Raw genomic sequence first — 20,012 nt, 5'->3', positions numbered from 1 at the left:
GAAGTCAGTGAGCTCCGATTGATGAGTACCTTGTTGTAGGTAGCCCAGTTGGCTATTTTGAACTTTTGTTTTGCCACGTGATATCGCTGCAGGATCAGGAGTGTGGTGATCTGATCCTGACTACGGTCAAAAGCTCGATTTATTCAATAAAGCCACGCAGTATGTGAGTTTGATAGGGTTTAATGCAACAAAGATTGCTATTGGCCGGAGTGCCATATCCTCACCCTATTTCTAAGTTTGAAATATGGCGAGGATGATGGGCAAAAATAAACTACTCGTGGTGATTAGAACAGATAACGTGCACCTAGCGTGAATTCACTGGAGATCAAATGAGCTTTCATTTGTTCATCTTGCAATCTTCTGGCATTAGTAAAATTATTGTAACCACTTTCCACGTTACCCATATCTACGTAACGGTAACCTAAATCGATACTGAGGTTATTCATCACGGCGTAACTGACCCCAGCCCCTACAGAGTAAGCCAGATTAGTTTGTGTATTTTCCGTATATTGGCGTGATGTATTTCCTTGCCAGCCGCTTGATTCTACTTTAGCTAACCCTAACCCCAAAGTGCCGTAAATTGAAATATCGTAACCCAGTGCATAGTCACGATAAACATTAAGCATTAAGCGCTGTACATCAACTTTATGATGATTATAGCTGGTAGCGAATATGCTGGAACCACTGGTGTATTCACTTTTTTTCTTGAAGACATATTCCCCTTCAGTGCGCCAGCCATTACCAAACTGATAACCCGCAGCAAGAGAACCATTATAGAAATTATGTTTTTCTTCACCACTGACAAACTCCCCCACCCCCGGGCGGCTGCTGGTGTTCATATTTTCCGCAGACTGCCGAGCATGGAGTAATTTTAAAGAACCATAATATCCAGATAATGTATTATCGGCAAAAGCATTAGCAGAAATAGCAGCCAGAGAAGCAACCAGTAAAAAATTTTTAATCATCATGTATTTCTCACTTAAAAAGTATATCCGTCATAGTTTACGTCTCCGCAATATTGGCTGCTTATGACGTAAATAACATAAGGTACTTGGTGATATATTTTAAATATTTGTCTATTAGACAATAATAACACCTGACTTTTAAATAAAAGTTAATACAAAATAGCCAATATAAAACAAATGCACAATTAGAATAGTTACTTAATATCATAGGTATTTTCACCTATAGCGTTAATTTTAAATCTTCATGGGGGGGTATATCGAGGAGTTTACTTAAATGGTTTTACCGCATTCAACTGTCGTCTATAAGATAGAGCCGGAGCGGTAGATTTATCGTAGGCAGAACAGTTTTATCTGTTATCTGCCTAAAGAATAGATAATATAAATTTTACTAACTTGCCTTTGTTAATTCGGCCGGGCCCATTTCAAATTTAAATAGTAACACATATAAAATGAGGGCTAAGATCAGGAGAAATGCAAGATAAAATGATTTAACACCATAATTCACTGATAAAAATGCCCCTAATGCCCCGCCTAAAATAAATGAAAATACCGTGATAATTAATGTCACTTTTTTTTTGCCATTAATATCATTATCAAAAAAACACTTTATTATAGATGTTGTCATCCCGGTGATATAGGTCGAATGTGCATCAATTGATTCAATTTTACTAAAGAATCCATTCTGAATACCCATTGATAAACTTATCAATGCAACACATATTACATCCAAATAACTTGACTCAAATGAATTTTTAATTATCAAGAATGACGTAAAAATACAAAGAATTATGATCAAAACCAATAGTGGGAATGTTGTCAGTTTCTTTGAACCATTAAATAGCACACCTAAAAAAGAGCCGGTGAAAAATAAAGTCAAAGATGTAATTGAAAGAAAGAAAAGGTGAAAATCTAATTTAGAAAGATGAACAAGGCTTAATATGCTATTCCCAGTAAGATGGCCTGTAAACACATTAAATACAACAACTGAGCTAGCATCAACAAAGCCACCATTGAATGCCAATATTATAAAGAAAAATATCTTTTTATTAAAAGAGGACATTTCGTCACCTCCAAGCCTAATAACCCAATGCAAAACATAGCATTAGGTTATTAATTATGACTATTGAATTATCAAATCATTAACTTTCTACACTGCTTCTACCGGTACATAAACTGGCCACCAAGCGGCTTCTCTTACCAGTTCCACATCCGACTGATTGGTATCTACTTTTGACAATCCTTGAGACTGGGCTGTCCTTAATACGTTTAGAGCAACAATACTAGAAGTCACTCTCAGATCTGCATTAGATGGCAGCAAAGAAGCACCTTCAGCACCCAGAGTTGCTTGGCTTGCTACTGCTTCTACAGCGGCAAATATCATTTCATCTGTAATCTTGCTTGCTTTAGAAACGATAGCACCGAAGCCCAATCCCGGATAAAGAGCTGCGTTATTCGCTTGCCCTATTTTATAGGTGATACCTTTATAATTTACATCATCAAAAGGTGCACCTGTTGCTGTAAATACCTTACCATCTGTCCATTCTATTAGATGTTGTGGTGTTGCTTCATGTAATAACGTTGGATTAGATAGAGGGAAAATAATAGGTCTTTCAACATTACTGACCATATCACGGACAATACTTTCTGTGAATGCTCCTGGAGTTGTTGAAGTTCCAATCAACACTGTTGGTTTTACTTTATTAACAACAGCGGCTAAATCGATTATCCCTTTATCGCTATTCTGTTTAATTAAAATGTTTGCCATTTCTGGGAAGCGAGTCCGTGACTCAACAGATATATCAACTTTTGTTCTAGGATAACTTGAGACGTCTGCTATATTTTTTGCATAATCTCTTTGGTAAAATAGCAAATCATCAGTCATATCAGAGGTGATAAGCCCTGGTAAGTCGACTAACCAAATACGTGATATAGCTTCTTCTTTAGAAAGACCACTTTTCATCATTTGGTCGCGTATTTGATCTGCTATCCCACAACCGGCAGTCCCTGAACCAAAAATAACAACACGTTGTTCAGTCCATGGTGTTTTACTTAGCTTAACTGCATTAAGCAAACCGGCTAAAACAATAGCTCCTGTTCCTTGCATATCATCATTAAAGGTTGCAAAGTTATCACGATATTTATTGATAATACGACGCGCATTTGTTGAACCGAAGTCTTCCCAATGCAACACAGCTTCCGGGTAAATATTTCTTACTGCTTTGACATAAGAATCTATAAAATCGTCATAAACTTGGCCTGTAATGCGTTCGTGACGATTCCCAACATAAGCGGGATCATTTAAAAGCTTTTCGTTGTTTGTTCCGACATCTAAAACAACGGGGATCACACTATGAGGATCAACCCCTGCTGCTGCGGTATAAACAGCCAATTTACCTACAGAAATATCGATACCATTAGAACCCCAGTCCCCAATACCTAGAATTTCCTCTGCATCAGTTGTTACCAATAATCTTATTTCTTCAGGCTGTGCGCCAAATGCACGTAGTTTTTCTTCAATAAGTTCAGGTTCATTAATACTAATGAATATACCACGAGGACGAGTTTCAATTTCACTATAGTTTTCTATCGCATCACCAACTACGGGATCATAAACAACAGGAAGCATCTCTAACATATGGCGCTGTAATAAAGCATAAAACAATGTTGAATTATTGTCATGTAACTGCCACATATATACATGTTTCTCAAGATCTGACTTATGTGAGTGATATACGTTATAACTTCTGTTTAATTGAACTTCCATATCACTTGTTATAACTGGAGGGAGAATACCATTTAGCCCCAAACGCTCACGTTCCTCTTTAGTGAAAGAGGAACCTTTATTAAGTGACGGGTCACGTAATACATTATATCCTCTGGCTGTTGTTTGGATTTTTCTTTTGCCATTTTCAACAATAACTTTAGCTTGACGCATATTAACATCCTCTTTAGTTTATGTTCTATATTAAATAAAATTAAGACTTAAGCACCAGACAAACCATTGCCTGTCATAGCGATGGCATTTACATACTTATCAAAATCTTCTTCGCTTATTTTTCCTGAAGAAATAGCTGACTCTTTCAATGTGATATTTTTCTGTATTGCATTCTCTGCAATATGGGCCGAGTTTTGATAACCAATTATAGGTGATAACGCAGTAACTAACATGACACTATCATCTACATATTCTTTGATTTTTTCATTATTCAGAGTAGTTCCTTCAACTGAAAACTCTCTAAATTTCTGGCAACCATCAGCTAAAATCAAAATTGAATGTAGCAAATTATTAATAATAACCGGGCGCATGGCATTTAATTCAAAGTTACCTTGGCTACCAGAAATGGAAATAGCAGTGTCATTCCCCATAACTTGGATGCCTATCATTACAACTGCTTCACATTGGGTAGGGTTTACTTTTCCTGGCATAATCGAAGAACCAGGTTCATTAGAAGGCAAAATGAGTTCACTCAACCCACAACGAGGGCCTGATGCTAACCACCTCATGTCATTGGCTATTTTTATAAGAGAAACGGCTAATCCTTTTATAGCGGAATGAGCACGGACAAGAGCATCAAGAGAACCCTGTGCAGTGAATTTGTTTGGGGCGGTAATAAAAGGTTTTTGTGTAAGCTCGGCTATTTTTGCTGCCACATCTTTTGAGAAACCTTTAGGGGCATTTAATCCTGTACCTACTGCAGTTCCTCCTACAGCCAGCTTATACAAATCGGTTTTACTGCGCTTGATATCATCTAATGAATCTCTTAATTGACCAGCCCAACCATACCACTCCTGGCCAACAGTTAAAGGGACTGCATCTTCTAAGTGAGTGCGTCCAATTTTAACCACATTCATCCATGAAGCTGCTTTACTTTCTATTATGTCTATTAGCTGTTGAATACTTGGGATTAATTTTTCATCAAGGGAAAAAATAACCGCGATATGCATAGCCGTTGGAAAGGTATCATTTGATGATTGGCCCATATTTACATCGTCGTTTGGACCAATAGGGTCTTGAGTACCCAGGGAACCACCTAATAATTGAATCGCACGATTAGAAATAACCTCATTAACATTCATATTTGATTGTGTGCCAGATCCGGTTTGCCACACATAAAGCGGATAATGATCATCTAAATTACCGCTAATTGTTTCATCGGCAGCCTGAATAATTGCATCTTTTTTCCAATCAACTAATCTACCCGCCTCAAAATTAACGAGTGCACAAGCTTTCTTTATATATCCATACGCGTGATAAACATCTTTTGGCATTAAATCATTGCCAATGTTAAAATGCTGTAATGAGCGTTGAGTTTGAGCGCCCCAATAACGATCAGCAGGGACACTAACTTCTCCCATACTATCGAATTCTTGGCGTACACCAGACGAATTAATTCCTATTTTAATATTTTTATCTAGTGTGTGTTTAATTGAGTTATCTGCAGCCATAACAATATCACCTTAATTAAGTAAAGGATTAAAAGCATATGTTAACTACAATATACTAATGTAATCAGTCTGATTTGGTATATGGTATTTATTGTTTATCCAAATATGAAATATAGTCCAAAAAAAATATTTTTCTTAATTTAAGAGTGATTTTTTTAAAAAAAATATAATAAAATGCTGTGACTAACCTGCGGCGAATACTAACATACTGTTAATATTATATTTTTATCAATTATTATGGCCAAGATATAATTCAATTTCATTACAGATATTCAGTCGAATTAATGACAACGAAAGTATTTTTGTCTATTATCTGAGCAGATAATGAACAAAATGGTTCTCTCCGTGATATATCCCAGCATGGCATGTATCCGTCGTTTGATATTTTGCTGCCCCTGATCTAACAGGTTATTTTGACGAATTTTAATACTCCATCCTTTTACTTTTCAGCACTTAGGACAGTTCGGACTAATACTCTTCCCCTTTCAGTTCACCATTTTGTCGGATAAAGGCCGTGAACTGCATCAGCAGGTTGACCCAACCAAGCTGATGAATGATTTTTTTGCCGCAATAACGTTTTTGATGGCTGATAGGAGCAACACCGGCAAGGTTGGTATTACGGCTTTTGTTATGGGGGTGGCGTCGCCAATGCTGCGGCAGTGGCCTATCCCTGCGCGCTCAGCAGATTTGAGCGATTTTCATTCTAATTTACTGATAGAGATCAAGATCTTTAGCCTGCATTATTGATTAAATGCTTATGATTATCATTTGATTTATCATCTACAACTTAATGAGCAGACTATGAATATTGATCTGATGCCATATCATGCCAGGCAAGGGCCGCAGCCTTTTCCCAAGCGATGGGCCACGATGCCGTGGCGCGACAGCCGCCCGCTCCCTGCCGAGTCACTTCAGGATAGCTGGCAATCACTGTTACAACAGCCCCTCCCCCCTAATAAGCGATTGCTTTACTTACATATTCCGTTCTGTGCCACTCACTGCACTTTCTGTGGTTTCTATCAAAATCCTCTGCAACCCGAAAGTACCGCGCGCTATACCGATTATTTGTTGCAGGAGCTGAATATGGAAGCTGCCAGCCCACTGCTACAAGGTGGGCCAATTCATGCAATTTACTTCGGAGGCGGCACACCAAGCGCACTATCAGCAGAACAATTACACCGAATTATCAGCCAGTTGCGTCAGAATTTACCCCTAGCACCCGACTGCGAGATTACTGTCGAGGGGCGAATTTTTAATTTTGATGATGAACGGATTGATGCTTGCCTGGAGGCGGGCGCTAATCGTTTCTCCGTGGGTATTCAAACCTTTAACACTCGTATTCGCCAACGAATGGGACGGAAAGCCGACCGCGACCAGGCCATTCGTTTTCTCACTGATTTAGCTCGCCGGGATCGCGCAGCCGTGGTGTGTGACCTGATGTTCGGTTTACCTCACCAAACACCGGAGACCTGGCAAGAAGATTTGGCCATTGTCCGCCAGCTCCCGCTGGATGGCGTCGACCTGTATGCCCTCAATCTATTGCCCACCACCCCACTGGCCAAATCGGTCGAAAACAATCGGGTGGAACTGCCGACTCTGGCACAGCAATGCGATTTTTACTGTAGTGGTGCTGATAGCCTCGCGCAGGCAGGTTGGCATCAGCTAAGTAATAGCCATTGGGCGCGCACCACTCGTGAACGTAACCTTTATAACCTGTTGATTAAACAAGGGGCTGATTGCCTTGCATTGGGCAGTGGTGCCGGTGGTTCGTTACAAGGGCACGCCTATATGCAGCACCGCAGTTTGGATAATTATTACCGCTCAATTGATAGCGGGCAAAAGCCGCTGATGATGATGACGCAAACCAGTGGCGAGCATCCGTGGCGCGCCAAATTGCAAAGCGGTATTGAGGTCGGCCGCTTAGATCTGAGCGAATTAATCACAAACCCGAATCCATTGATGCCATTAATTGCACAATGGCATCAATGTCATTTACTGAAAGATAATAGCTTTTGCCTACGGCTTACTGATAGCGGACGTTTTTGGGCCAGCAATATGATGCAGGCGCTGCAACAACTTATTCCCTCACTTATTACAACGGAAAATCACTTATGAATACCCCACAGCCTGAAAATACATTGCCACTCGCCGAATTCCTTGCCACTCAACCGGATGGCACCCTAGAGCAAATTGCACAGGATTATCACGTCAGTCTGCTTGAAGTGGTGCGCGCATTGCCGCAGCGAGTATTGGCGGATGCCGAGCAGTTTGACCGCATATGGGACAGCATGACGGAATGGGGCGATGTCACCATCCTGGTGCATACCGCCGATATCATTTTGGAGCACAAAGGGCCATTACCGAGCGGTTTTCATCGTCATGGTTATTTTAATCTTAGGGATAAACAAGGTGTTAGCGGTCATATCAAAGCACAGAACTGCCAGGCAATCGCCCTACTGGAGCGCCCGTTTATGGGCATGGCAACGGCGTCCGTGCAATTTTTTAATCAGCAAGGCGAAGCTATGCTGAAAGTCTATGTTGGCCGTGATGAGCATCGCCAATTACGCGCTGACGGCCTGGCCGCCTTCCATCAATTAGCGCAGCAGCTCAGTGCCGAGCAGCAAGTGCTGCCAGAATCCGCAGAGGAAACGCCATGAAACCTTGGCTAATCTTTGGGGCGGGTCAGGGCGTGGGGGCGCATTTATTGGCACTGGCAAACCAACATGAGAATGCCGCATTACATCCTCGCCCGGTCACTCTCTTGATACGCAATCCGCAGCAAGCACAAGCGTTGCGCAGTAACAATCTGACGGTGGTGTGTGGCGATGCCTGTGACCCACAAAGTGTGTTAGAAGCCTGTCAATTAGCAGGCCCAGAGGCCGCAATCATTTCAACATTAGGTAGTCGCAGCGCTGATTATCAGGGAAACCGCTTGATCGTCGATACCGCCGAGAAACTGGGCTTGAAACGTATGCTTTTGGTTACATCAATCGGCTGCGGTGATAGTTGGTCAACACTGTCCCCCAGAGCCAAAGCCGCTTTTGGTCAGGCGGTACGAGAGAAATCACTGGCCGAGAGTTGGTTACAGACCAGCAACTTGATTTACACCCTAATCCGGCCCGGTGGCTTGTTGGATAAGCCCGCAACAAATAATGCTATACGCCTGCAAACTGAAGCCCACGGTATGGTCACCCGTGAAGATGTGGCTCGTCACCTCAGCCAAATGATCGAAGATCCAACAACCTATTACCAAATCTACGCCTTAATCGAGCCAAAATTAGCTAACTAAATATAAACAGGTTAACAATAAATATTTCTTGATGTAACATCCAAATATGATTGATAATGATTATCATATTGATATTGGTTATCATTACATTACTGATTATATGGATAAACAGTTGAATAAAGTGCCAATGCTGAACGATGAACCGGCTGCCGAACCTCTGGCGGTAAGCAAACCTTTGTCTATTACTAGCGAACAATTGCTGGGAGAGCACAGCGTGGCTTTTATCATCCATCAGGGCGAATGTTATCAACTGCGTCAGACCAAGGCCGGAAAACTGATACTGACAAAATAATTTGTCCTAACCCAATAAATAAAAATCGCCCCGATGTCATTGGCGTGCCCGCAATGCGGCGCTGTCATGGCGAGGGTTAATGCAAGCCACCCAGATTCTCGAATCAAGGCAGCCAGCAACCTATCTATTTGTTTTGCATATAAATTTATTGCATAGAAATTATGGAGAATTGCCGACATGCCACGTTTTACCTCTGACCGCTTCCGCTGGTCTTCACTCAGTTTGGCAATCGCTTGCGCCTTGCCTCTTGCTGCTCAAGCAGCAGATACCACCACCTCAACAAGCAATAAAAAACACACTAACGACACGATGGTGGTCACTGCGACGGGTAATGAGCGCAGCAGTTTTGAAGCACCAATGATGGTGACAGTGATTGAGGGCAACTCCCCCACCAGCGAAACCGCCACTTCGGCGGCTGATATGTTGCGCAAGGTTCCGGGGCTGACAGTCACTGGCAGCGGACGGGTCAATGGCCAGGATGTGACACTGCGAGGTTATGGCAAGCAAGGCGTCCTCACGTTGGTTGATGGTATTCGCCAAGGCACGGATACCGGCCATCTGAACTCAACTTTCCTCGATCCGGCGCTGGTAAAACGTATTGAAGTGGTTCGTGGCCCGTCGGCACTACTGTATGGTAGCGGCGCTTTGGGCGGGGTGATTTCTTACGAAACCGTGGATGCGGCCGATTTACTGTTACCGGGTGAAAATACCGGTTATCGCGTTTACAGCTCCGCGGCTACCGGCGATCACAGCTTTGGTCTGGGAGCCAGTGCATATGGCCGTACTGACGATGTCGATGGCATTCTCTCTTTCGGCACCCGTGATATCGGGAATATCCGCCAGAGTGATGGATTTAACGCACCCAATGATGAAACCATCAGTAATGTGTTAGCAAAAGGGACTTGGCGGATTGACCAGACTCAGTCTTTGAGCGCCAATTTGCGCTATTACGACAACAATGCAATTGAGCCGAAAAACCCGCAAGCCAGCGCCGCGTCCAGCAGTAATGTCCTGACAAACCGCTCGACAATTCAACGCGATGCCCAGCTTAGCTACAATATTAAGCCACTTGACCAGGAATGGTTGAATGCCACGGCGCAAGTGTATTATTCCGAAGTGGAAATCAATGCACAGCCAACAGGCTCGAATGCAGAGGAGCGCAAGCAAACGACCCAAGGCGGTAAGCTGGAAAACCGCACCCGTCTGTTTACAGATAGCTTTGCTTCTCACTTACTGACTTACGGCACTGAAGCCTACAAACAGGAACAAACGCCGGGCGGAGCAACTGAAAGCTTCCCGCATGCCGATATTCGTTTTGGTTCTGGCTGGTTGCAAGATGAAATTACCCTGCGCGACCTGCCAGTTTCGCTCTTGGCCGGTACCCGTTATGACAACTATCGCGGCAGCAGCGACGGCTATGCCGACGTAGATGCGGATAAATGGTCATCACGTGGTGCAGTTAGCATTATGCCAACTGACTGGCTGATGCTGTTCGGTTCTTATGCCCAAGCATTCCGCGCCCCAACGATGGGTGAAATGTACAACGATTCGAAACACTTTTCGATTCCAATCGGCCGAGGCCGGGTTATCACCAACTATTGGGTACCAAATCCAAACCTGAAACCGGAAACCAACGAAACACAGGAATACGGTTTTGGTCTGCGCTTTAACAACCTGTTACTGGCTGATGATGATCTGCAATTCAAAGCCAGCTACTTCGATACCAATGCGAAAGACTATATCAGCACCAAGGTGAACATGACGTCCATGACCACCACCTCGGTGAATATCGATCGGGCCAAAATCTGGGGTTGGGATGCCACTATGAGCTACCAGACATCCTTATTTAACTGGGATCTGGCCTATAACCGCACCCGTGGTAAAGACCAAAACACCAACGCATGGCTCGAATCGATTAACCCGGATACCGTCACCAGCACCTTAGATGTCCCTGTTGCTAACAGCGGCTTTGCGGTGGGCTGGATTGCCACCTTCGCCGATCGCTCCCAACCGTCCAGCACTGGCCAACGCCAAGCGGGTTATGGCGTCAATGACTTCTATGTCAGCTATAAAGGCCAGGAACAGCTGAAAGGCATGACCACCACCGTCGTTCTGGGTAACGCATTTGAGAAAGAATATTACGCGCCGCAGGGCGTACCACAAGATGGCCGTAACGCGAAATTCTTCGTGAGCTATCAGTGGTAGCCGCTAGAAAAAAAGATTGTCTGAAATAACAACTCCGGTAATCCAATTTGTGGATTACCGGATTATCATTTAACGCTGTCACCTGCATATAAAAAATCAATAGAAAGAGGAAGTTATTATGAGCAAGTCTATCTATGAGCAGTATGTTCAAGCCAAAGCCGACAACCCAGGCAAATATGCGCGCGATTTAGCCACCTTAATGGGAATTTCAGAAGCTGAACTCACCCACAGCCGGGTTGGACATGATGCAAAACCTTTACAGGCTGATGCTCGCGCCCTGCTCGCCGCATTGGAAGCTGTCGGTGAAGTCAAAGCTATCACTCGCAACACCTATGCTGTGCATGAGCAAATGGGCCGTTACGAGAATCAACATCTGAATGGTCATGCCGGTTTGATCCTCAATCCACGTGATTTGGATTTACGTTTGTTCCTCAACCAGTGGGCCAGCGCCTTTACTCTGACAGAAGAAACACGCCACGGCGTGCGCCATAGTATTCAGTTCTTCGACCATCAAGGCGATGCATTACATAAAGTGTATGCCACTGAACAAACTGACATGGCAGCTTGGGAAGCATTACTGGCCAAATTCATCAGCCCAGCCAACCCTGCATTGCAGTTAGAACCATCAGCCCCGGCCGATGTCACTGAGCCGACCGCCACAGATGCCGCTGTGGATACCGAATGGCGTGCCATGACCGATGTGCACCAGTTCTTCCAATTACTTAAGCGCCATAACCTCACCCGTCAACAAGCCTTCCGTGCCGTAGGCGATGACCTGGCTTATAAAGTTGATAACAACTCACTGACACAACTGCTGAACATTGCCCAGCAGGATCAGAATGAAATCATGATCTTCGTCGGCAACCGTGGTTGTGTGCAAATCTTCACCGGCATGATTGAAAAAGTCACACCGCACCAAGACTGGATTAATGTTTTCAACAAGCGTTTTACCCTGCATTTGATCGAAACCACCATTGCTGAAAGCTGGATTACACGCAAACCCACCAAAGATGGTTTTGTCACCAGTTTGGAGCTTTTTGCTGCCGATGGCACCCAAATTGCCCAACTTTATGGCCAACGCACTGAAGGGCAGCCAGAACAAAGCCAATGGCGTGAGCAAATTGCCCGCTTAGCTAACAAGGATATCGCCGCATGAGACTAAGGCTGCTGTCACTCCCTTTCATTCTGTCACTGAGCGCCTGCCTGCTGTCGCTGAATTCCTTCGCCGCAGAACGTATTGTCACCATCGGTGGTGATGTAACAGAAATCGCCTATGCACTCGGTGCTGGTGGCGAGATTGTGGCCCGTGACAGTACCAGTCTACAGCCTCAGGCAGTGCAGAAGCTGCCTGATGTTGGTTACATGCGCATGCTGAATGCCGAAGGCATTCTGGCAATGAAGCCCACCATGTTGTTGGTCAGTGAGCTAGCGCAGCCTTCTTTGGTGCTAAAACAAGTCGCTGACAGTGGTGTAAATGTCGTTACCGTCCCCGGACAAACCACACCAGAAAGCGTGGCAGTGAAAATAAATGCCGTTGCCACCGCGCTTAATCAGCAAGAGCAAGGTCAAAAACTGATTACAGACTATCAGCAACGTTTGAGTGCTGTGAATAACACACCGCTACCCGTCAAAGTGCTGTTTGTCATGAGCCACGGCGGCTTAACGCCGATGGCCGCAGGCCAAAATACCGCAGCCGATGCCATGATCCGTGCTGCTGGTGGCAGTAATGCGATGCAAGGATTCAGCCGCTATCGCCCATTATCACAAGAAGGGGTTATCGCCAGCGCACCGGATTTATTACTGATAACCAGTGATGGTGTTAGAGCGCTGGGCGGCAATGAAGGCATCTGGAAATTACCGGGTCTGGCATTGACGCCAGCAGGTAAAAATAAACGCCTGTTAGTCGTGGATGATATGGCATTACTGGGCTTTGGTCTGGAAACACCTCAAGTGCTGGCGCAACTGCGCAAAGGCATGGAACAAGCGCAATGAATTGCCGTGTCCATCCGCGCCTGATGTTAAGTATCTTGCTAATGATTCTGATTATATTAGCGCTAGGCTCGGCCAATATGGGAGCATTAACACTCTCGTTTCGGACCTTATGGCATGCTTCATTAGATGATGCCATGTGGCATATCTGGCTGAATATCCGCCTGCCGCGCGTGCTACTCGCCGTCGTGGTCGGCTGCGCGCTGGCGGTATCCGGTGCCATCATGCAAGGGTTATTTCGCAACCCACTGGCAGATCCCGGATTATTGGGTATCAGTAGCGGTGCCGCTTTGTGTGTTGGGCTGATTATTGTCATGCCATTCAGCTTACCGCCGCTGCTGGCACTTTATAGCCACATGGTGGGAGCCTTTATTGGTAGCCTGGCCATTTCCGCTATTATTTTCACCCTCAGCCGCTGGGGGCATGGCAATTTATCGCGTTTATTGTTGGCTGGTATTGCGATAAATGCCTTATGTGGCGCGGCGGTCGGGGTTTTAACCTATATCAGTGACGACCAGCAATTACGCCAATTCTCCCTATGGAGCATGGGCAGTTTGGGTCAGGCGCAGTGGTCGACACTGCTGGTCGCCACGTCGTTAATTCTGCCTGCTTGTGTGCTCGGCTTGTTGCAAGCGCGCCAGTTGAATCTCTTGCAGTTAGGAGATGAAGAAGCCCATTACCTCGGCGTTAATGTCCGTCAAGCTAAACTCCGCCTGCTGTTAATCAGCGCGATATTGATTGGTGCCGCCGTGGCGGTCAGTGGCGTAATTGGTTTTATCGGGCTGGTCGTACCGCATCTCATCCGCATGCAAATTGGTGCTGATCACCGCTGGTTATTACCTGGGTCTGCACTGGGTGGCGCTTGCCTGTTACTGACCGCAGATACACTGGCTCGAACCTTAGTTGCTCCGGCTGAAATGCCTGTCGGGTTAATAACCAGCCTGCTGGGTGGCCCTTATTTCCTATGGCTGATTTTACGTCAGCGGGAGCAACGCCGTGGATAATAAGACTATGACACCGCCCGCATTGTTAGAAGCCAACCAGCTTTCCTACCACGTGCTAGGGAAGAAACTGATCAATAACGTTTCGCTACACATTGCTAGTGGTGAAATGGTGGCGATAATCGGGCCAAACGGCGCGGGTAAATCCACGCTGCTGCGGCTGCTAACCGGCTATCTTGCTCCCTCTGGTGGCGAGTGCCATTTGCTCGGGAAAAACCTCAATAGTTGGTTGCCGCAAGCATTAGCCCGCACCCGCGCAGTAATGCGTCAATACAGTGATTTGGCGTTTCCATTTAGTGTTAGTGAAGTCATTCAGATGGGCAGAGCACCTTATGCTGCGGCGCAAAATCGGCAAGCACTACAAGAAGTTATGGCACAAACGGATTGCCTGGAACTGGCACAGCGAGACTATCGTATGCTGTCCGGCGGTGAGCAACAACGCGTACAACTTGCCCGAGTACTGGCACAATTGTGGCAACCGGAACCCACGCCGCGCTGGCTATTTCTTGATGAGCCGACATCAGCATTAGATTTATATCATCAACAGCATACCTTGCGCCTACTGCGCCAACTCACCCACCAAGAACCCTTGGCTGTGTGTTGTGTGCTGCATGATTTAAATCTGGCGGCATTGTATGCCGACCGCATTTTACTGTTAGCACAAGGTGAACTGGTCGCCAGTGGTACGCCGGAAGAAGTCCTCAATGCCGAGACACTGACCCGCTGGTATCAAGCCGACTTGGGTATTTCTCGTCATCCAGAAACTGCTTTGCCACAAATTTATCTGCGTCAATAAAGAGAATATTCAGAGAGGCTTAGCCAATAGAGTTTAAAATGACGGGGTGAAAATTAGGCCGTTAAGGTCTTAAAACCACCCCGTTATTTAAACTCAAATAATGTGTTATCGGTGAAAAGAGAGTTAATTGTAGAGTTACCTTGGGTTTGCCAAAATGTGTTTAGCTTACCTGTCAAATTTAGTATGGCATTTCTATCAATCTCAATATTACCATCACCAGCAAACTGCCCTGAACTGCTTATCCAGGCATCATCATCAAGACTAAAAGGCCATTTAAAAATTAGCTAATTAATAACCAAAGTTCACATTTTTATAACCGTTATTATGTTTACCACATATTGTGGCGCGACTAATGTAGCCACCCCAAGTTTATCTGCTCGGCTAGAATCAAGTATTTCAGCCTTATTCAATTATGTTAATTTGAAATTACATCTCTTACTGCTGAGCTGTTTTCTTCTAGCAATTCATAGATAGTCTTACCCACCTTTTGAATTACCCGTTCAATGTCAGTCGTCATCGGTTTGCTGTAGCTAAGGCGCAAGCAATTGCGATATTTCCCCGAGGCTGAGCTAATAAACCCCGCCGCCACCTGAATTCCCTGTGGTAATAAGCATCGATTAAGACGCAGACTATCAAAACCATGGGGTAATTCGACCCATAACATAAAGCTGCCCTGTGGCCGGCTCAGACAAGTACTTGGTGGGAAATATTTCATTACCCAGCCGGTCATAATGTCGCGATTTCGTTGGTATTGCCGGCGCATTCGGCGCAAGTGCTGCATGTAATGCCCTTGCTTGATAAATTCCGCCATCGCTAATTGTGGCAACGAGGCAACACGCCCGGCAGAAATATATTTCATGTGCAATGCTTTATCTAAATAACGTCCTGGGGCAATCCAGCCAATGCGTAAACCCGGTGCGACTGTTTTAGAAAAAGAGCTACACAGCAAGACTCGCCCGTCGTCGTCAAAAGAGGCAATTGTTGGTGGCCGTGGATATTGATAAGCCAGAGCGCCATAAACATCATCTTCTATAATCGCGATGTCATAGCGCTGAGCAAGGGTCAGCAGTGCCTTTTTGCGATCGTCGGGCATGTTGTAACCCAGTGGATTATTACAGGTTGGTGTGAGTTGAACCGCCTTAATTGGCCACTGATCCAAAGCCATTTCTAAGGCCTCCAGACTGATGCCAACCACAGGATCGGTTGGAATTTCAATTACTTTCATTCCCATTCCTTTCAGGGTTTGCATTGCACCATGAAAGCTGGGGGAATCAATCGCGACAATATCGCCGGGCTGACAAACAGCTCCTAACGCAATCGCCAGAGCGCCATGACAACCCGAAGTAATAATAATATTCTCAGCTGATTGATGATTACCACTGTCCAACATCAGACGAGAAATCTGCTCACGTAAAGCCGGCGTGCCATAAATGGAATCGTAATCCATCACGGCTTCACACTGGTGGAGGCTAATACGGCTCAATAAACGGCTAAGTATTTTAAGCCCCGGCCCGGAAAGATCAGGTGAACCAACGCCCAGATGAATAACATTCTCCTGGTCGCTTTTTTGCAGGAATGCCAGCGTATTTTCCCACTGAGATATTTCTACTGGTCGCTGCGCATGAGTGCATGTCGCGGGTAAAGAAGGCAAATTGGAACTGCAACGGACGAAATAGCCTGATTTTGCTCGCGCCTCTATCAACAAGCGCTCTTCCAACTGCCGATAAGCTTGTTGAACTGTACTGATACTGACGCCATGCTCGTCACTCAAAACTCTGACCGAGGGGAGCCGCTCACCGGCGATATAAAGCCCTTCTTGAATCCGTTGGCTAAGAATATCGGCCAGTTGTTGGTAACGAGTCATTTTTATCACCTGATAAATAGAAAGCAGTACAGATGGCGCTGATTATCACCATTCAGTTCATTTATCTCACATCTGTATGGAAATAATAGTTCTATTTTGCATCTGTAATGTTTTTCACCAAAGCTTCATTCTAATGGCTCACCAACTGACGGGGAGTCAACAATGAATAATATAATTGAAGATCAAATAGATGAATGCTGCTCGTCGGCTGCCCTCTCCACCAAAGACCGCCGTAATATTCTTATTCGATGGTGGCTAAAAGCATACAGATATGTGCATTACCAAAATGAGTTGCGAAAAACCGCCAATATAATGGAGCGATTAAGTTCAAATCAATTGAAGGATATCGGTCTGAGTCGTGATGATATCAAGCGAGATTACAGTCGCCCATTTTGGCGCTGAGAGCAAATAATAGGTAACAGTGACCCACCGCTATTGTGGGTCACTGACTTTACAGTGACTTAGTGAGAATGTGTTAATCCATTACACTGACACTGAACTAAATTGACTATCATTTATGGGTATAAATCAGCAGCCAGAAATGCAGATATTCCGGCTTTCAAACTCTATATTTTCAGTTAAATGAAAAGCCACCACGTCGATAATAATCTTAGCGGAGAGTATGTTAAGACACTCTCCGCCCATTTTTATGCGCAGCACCGGCTCATTAGAAATCGTAGCCTACTGTCGCCTGCACTGAGCGCTCTGCACCCCAGTAGCAGTAAGAGGTGCTGTAACAGGCCGCGACGTATTTTTTATCGGTAATATTGTTCACATTCAATTGGATAAATGCCCCTTTCAATGACGCCGCCCACGTGCCTAAATCGGCGCGAACAGAGGTATCTCCCAAGGTATATGAAGGCACGCGTAAGGTATTGGCATCGTCAGCCCACTGCTTGCCAATATAACGGATGCCCGCGCCAATATTGATGCCATAGCCCGCTTCATATTGCGCCCACAGTGATGCCATATTTGACGGAGCTAATACTGGCGTATTGCCGTCATTACCATCAATAGCATCTTTGAATTTCACGCGGTTATAGGTGTAGCCCGCTATCACACTTAGCCGGTCATTAATCTGACTTCTGGCTTCCAACTCCAATCCCTGTGAATTAACCTTTCCCACGGGCACATAATAGGTCGCTGGTACTGCCCGGCTGCCCACATTATTTTGTGTGAGATCGTATAAAGCGGCAGAATAAAGAGAAGTGCTCCCTGGCGGCTGGTACTTAATACCCACTTCATACTGCTCGCTGGTCATTGGTTTTAGCAATTTCTGCTGTTTATCTGGGAATAGACTTGGCGTAATAGCTTGGCTGTAACTGATATACGGAGAAATGCCGCTATCGAAACCGTATAATAATGATGCGCGTCCACTACCATGTTTATCAGTGCGTTCATCACTGCTGTTGGTGGTTTTATTAATATTTTCTGTTTTCATTCGATCATAACGACCAGATAAATTCAGATGCCACTTATCGAGCGTCATTTCATCTTGCAGATAAATCCCACTCTGCTCATAGCGCCGGTTTAAATAGGATGTATTAATGCCGGGGGTGGTCAGCAGATAATCACTATATAGCGTGCTGCCGCCAGAAATACCGGTGTAAGGATTCAATGTGGTGGCAAAAGCACTGTCGCTGCGCAGGTTATTACTGAATTTTTGGAAATCCAGACCCAGCATCACTTGGTGTTTAACCGCCGCCGTCGCAAAATTTGCCGCCAGTTGATTATCAACAGCAAATGCATTGAGTGAGGAATCCTCACCAGAATAATAGCGATTCATTAAGCTGCGGTCGCTATTCCACCCGCCCTGATAAACCTGTTCTAACTGAGTATTAGAATGGGTATAGCTGGCATTTTGACGAAAAGACCAAACGTCATCAAATTTATGTGCAAATTCAGAACTGTAAATTTGCTGCCAACGTTTAAATACATTGTGGTTATCTTCACCATCAAAGAAACCGCGACTTAATTTCTGACCATAAATGCTGCCATCCGCCGGTACCGCGCTGTGGTAACCACCGGAGGGATCTTTTTGCAAATTAGCTCGCAGCAACAGCGAGGTATTTTCATCGGGTTGCCATAATAGTGACGGCGCAATAGCATAACGCTCTTCACGTTGATGGTCATACATGGTGTCACTGTTGTGGGTGATACCCGTCAGTCGAAATGCCCAATGTTCCGCAAGGGCGTCGGTATAATCAAATGCGGCAACTTGGGTATTATTATTGCCCGCAGTCAGGCGGAAATGACCTTCAGAGGTGAACTGCGGTCGCCTGGAAGTCATCATCACCACGCCGCCAGGAATACTTTGACCATATAATGCCGAGGAAGGCCCTTTAATAACGTCGATGCGCTCAAGAAACCAAGGATCCACCTGCAACACATTGTAGCTGCCGCCATCACTCAGCAACCGCAGCCCATCAAGGAAGGTATTGTTCACATCGCCGCCGTGAAAACCTCGTAAAGCGACAGTGTCATAGCGGGTTGCACCACCGGAGAATCCAGTGAAAACACCAGGGGTATAATTCAGTGCCTGGTTAACCGTAGCCGCGTTTTGATCGTCCATTTGCTGGCGAGTAATCACTGACACCGCTTGTGCCGTCAGGATCAGCGGCTGATCGGTTTTCGTTGCCCCTTTGGTGGTTTTTGCAATGTAACCCAAGGTCGGTAAATCTGCTTCATGACCTGCTTTGGCCGTGACTTCTATCCTGTCATCAGCCATGGAAGCTAATGGCATAACCATCGCCAATGAGCATAAAACCGCAGAACGCTTTATTAAAAACGCCGAGAACATAGTTATCTTCCCCAGATAATTATCCCGTAATAACATGAAGTTGTAGGAAATTAGCGATAAGTATCACTCCCTTACAGCTTCATGTCCGCAGGGTTAAAGGCATATAAGATTGATAGTTTTTAATCAGCATCCATTGCTATTTATGCAGCGAAAGTATTCAACCCATGCGCCGCAGATTCTGAGTCCATAAGTTCAGCGCATAATTTATTAAATGATACTGATAATTACAATGATAATTATTATCTTTATTGTTTGATTCAAGGCAGAGATTATCAGAGTAAGATGATTCAGTAACTCGCGGTATGTGCCACAATGACTGCCAGACCAGCTTTAACAGCATACCTACACACTCATTAATAGGTTAA

At 45.0% G+C, this 20,012-nt stretch carries 16 protein-coding genes and 1 pseudogene; 11 read left to right on the top strand and 6 right to left on the bottom strand.

Features of this window, described 5'->3' with window-relative positions; genetic code table 11:
• Positions 1 to 284: 284 nt before the first annotated feature.
• From YROHD0001_RS03290 to fumC, 4 genes are all read right to left on the bottom strand, one after another.
• Positions 285 to 968: an outer membrane protein gene (locus YROHD0001_RS03290; RefSeq protein WP_004716080.1), complete on the bottom strand. Its 684-nt coding sequence runs from the start codon at positions 966 to 968 to the stop codon at positions 285 to 287.
• Positions 969 to 1,353: 385 nt separating this feature from the next.
• Positions 1,354 to 2,025 (bottom strand): YoaK family protein, encoded by a 672-nt coding sequence (locus tag YROHD0001_RS0118500; RefSeq protein WP_032817777.1) that lies wholly within the window; start codon positions 2,023 to 2,025, stop codon positions 1,354 to 1,356.
• Between the two features lie 87 nt (positions 2,026 to 2,112).
• Positions 2,113 to 3,900 carry an NAD-dependent malic enzyme gene (locus YROHD0001_RS03295; protein WP_004716077.1) on the bottom strand — a complete coding sequence of 596 codons (1,788 nt, stop codon included), beginning with the start codon at positions 3,898 to 3,900 and terminating at the stop codon, positions 2,113 to 2,115.
• Positions 3,901 to 3,947: 47 nt separating this feature from the next.
• Entirely contained in the window at positions 3,948 to 5,411 is a 1,464-nt protein-coding gene (gene fumC / locus YROHD0001_RS03300) for a class II fumarate hydratase (RefSeq protein ID WP_004716076.1), read from the bottom strand.
• A 504-nt stretch (positions 5,412 to 5,915) separates the two neighbouring features.
• On the opposite strand from fumC, the pseudogene YROHD0001_RS03305 reads away from it, so the two are divergent.
• From YROHD0001_RS03305 to YROHD0001_RS03350, 10 genes and pseudogenes are all read left to right on the top strand, one after another.
• Positions 5,916 to 6,082, top strand: a pseudogene (locus tag YROHD0001_RS03305) (dienelactone hydrolase family protein); the annotation flags it as partial.
• A 130-nt stretch (positions 6,083 to 6,212) separates the two neighbouring features.
• Complete coding sequence (gene hutW, locus YROHD0001_RS03310; protein ID WP_032817775.1) at positions 6,213 to 7,526, top strand: heme anaerobic degradation radical SAM methyltransferase ChuW/HutW; 1,314 nt, start codon at positions 6,213 to 6,215, stop codon at positions 7,524 to 7,526.
• Positions 7,523 to 8,068: a heme utilization cystosolic carrier protein HutX gene (hutX, locus tag YROHD0001_RS03315; protein ID WP_032817773.1), complete on the top strand. Its 546-nt coding sequence runs from the start codon at positions 7,523 to 7,525 to the stop codon at positions 8,066 to 8,068. Before hutW ends, hutX begins: the two co-directional genes overlap by 4 nt.
• The gene (locus YROHD0001_RS03320; protein ID WP_032817771.1) at positions 8,065 to 8,700 is read left to right on the top strand and encodes an SDR family oxidoreductase; all 636 of its coding nucleotides are present in this window, start codon (positions 8,065 to 8,067) and stop codon (positions 8,698 to 8,700) included. The genes hutX and YROHD0001_RS03320 overlap by 4 nt, the downstream gene beginning before the upstream one ends.
• A gap of 46 nt (positions 8,701 to 8,746) precedes the next feature.
• A complete protein-coding gene (hemP, locus tag YROHD0001_RS03325) occupies positions 8,747 to 8,992 on the top strand; it encodes a hemin uptake protein HemP (protein ID WP_004716069.1) in 246 nt (81 codons plus the stop codon).
• Positions 8,993 to 9,169: 177 nt separating this feature from the next.
• Positions 9,170 to 11,197, top strand: coding sequence for a TonB-dependent hemoglobin/transferrin/lactoferrin family receptor (locus tag YROHD0001_RS03330; RefSeq protein WP_004716068.1), 2,028 nt, complete (start codon positions 9,170 to 9,172; stop codon positions 11,195 to 11,197).
• A gap of 118 nt (positions 11,198 to 11,315) precedes the next feature.
• The gene (locus tag YROHD0001_RS03335) at positions 11,316 to 12,353 is read left to right on the top strand and encodes a hemin-degrading factor (protein ID WP_004716066.1); all 1,038 of its coding nucleotides are present in this window, start codon (positions 11,316 to 11,318) and stop codon (positions 12,351 to 12,353) included.
• Positions 12,350 to 13,189 (top strand): heme/hemin ABC transporter substrate-binding protein, encoded by an 840-nt coding sequence (locus YROHD0001_RS03340; protein ID WP_032817769.1) that lies wholly within the window; start codon positions 12,350 to 12,352, stop codon positions 13,187 to 13,189. Before YROHD0001_RS03335 ends, YROHD0001_RS03340 begins: the two co-directional genes overlap by 4 nt.
• Positions 13,186 to 14,190 (top strand): FecCD family ABC transporter permease, encoded by a 1,005-nt coding sequence (locus tag YROHD0001_RS03345; protein WP_032817766.1) that lies wholly within the window; start codon positions 13,186 to 13,188, stop codon positions 14,188 to 14,190. The genes YROHD0001_RS03340 and YROHD0001_RS03345 overlap by 4 nt, the downstream gene beginning before the upstream one ends.
• Positions 14,191 to 14,197: 7 nt before the next feature.
• Complete coding sequence (locus tag YROHD0001_RS03350) at positions 14,198 to 14,983, top strand: heme ABC transporter ATP-binding protein (RefSeq protein WP_004716062.1); 786 nt, start codon at positions 14,198 to 14,200, stop codon at positions 14,981 to 14,983.
• A 415-nt stretch (positions 14,984 to 15,398) separates the two neighbouring features.
• Here YROHD0001_RS03350 and YROHD0001_RS03355 read toward each other — a convergent pair whose 3' ends face one another.
• Positions 15,399 to 16,847: an aminotransferase-like domain-containing protein gene (locus YROHD0001_RS03355; protein WP_032817764.1), complete on the bottom strand. Its 1,449-nt coding sequence runs from the start codon at positions 16,845 to 16,847 to the stop codon at positions 15,399 to 15,401.
• Positions 16,848 to 17,009: 162 nt separating this feature from the next.
• Between YROHD0001_RS03355 and YROHD0001_RS0118495 the strand changes: the two genes are divergently transcribed.
• Entirely contained in the window at positions 17,010 to 17,249 is a 240-nt protein-coding gene (locus YROHD0001_RS0118495; RefSeq protein ID WP_032817762.1) for a DUF1127 domain-containing protein, read from the top strand.
• A gap of 265 nt (positions 17,250 to 17,514) precedes the next feature.
• Here YROHD0001_RS0118495 and YROHD0001_RS03360 read toward each other — a convergent pair whose 3' ends face one another.
• Positions 17,515 to 19,647, bottom strand: coding sequence for a TonB-dependent siderophore receptor (locus YROHD0001_RS03360; RefSeq protein ID WP_032817759.1), 2,133 nt, complete (start codon positions 19,645 to 19,647; stop codon positions 17,515 to 17,517).
• Positions 19,648 to 20,012 lie beyond the last annotated feature (365 nt).

This window comes from Yersinia rohdei ATCC 43380, from assembly GCF_000173775.1.
GTDB lineage: Bacteria > Pseudomonadota > Gammaproteobacteria > Enterobacterales > Enterobacteriaceae > Yersinia > Yersinia rohdei.
The sequence above is the reverse complement of the archived record's forward strand: the minus strand, read 5'-3'. Positions and strand labels throughout refer to the sequence as shown.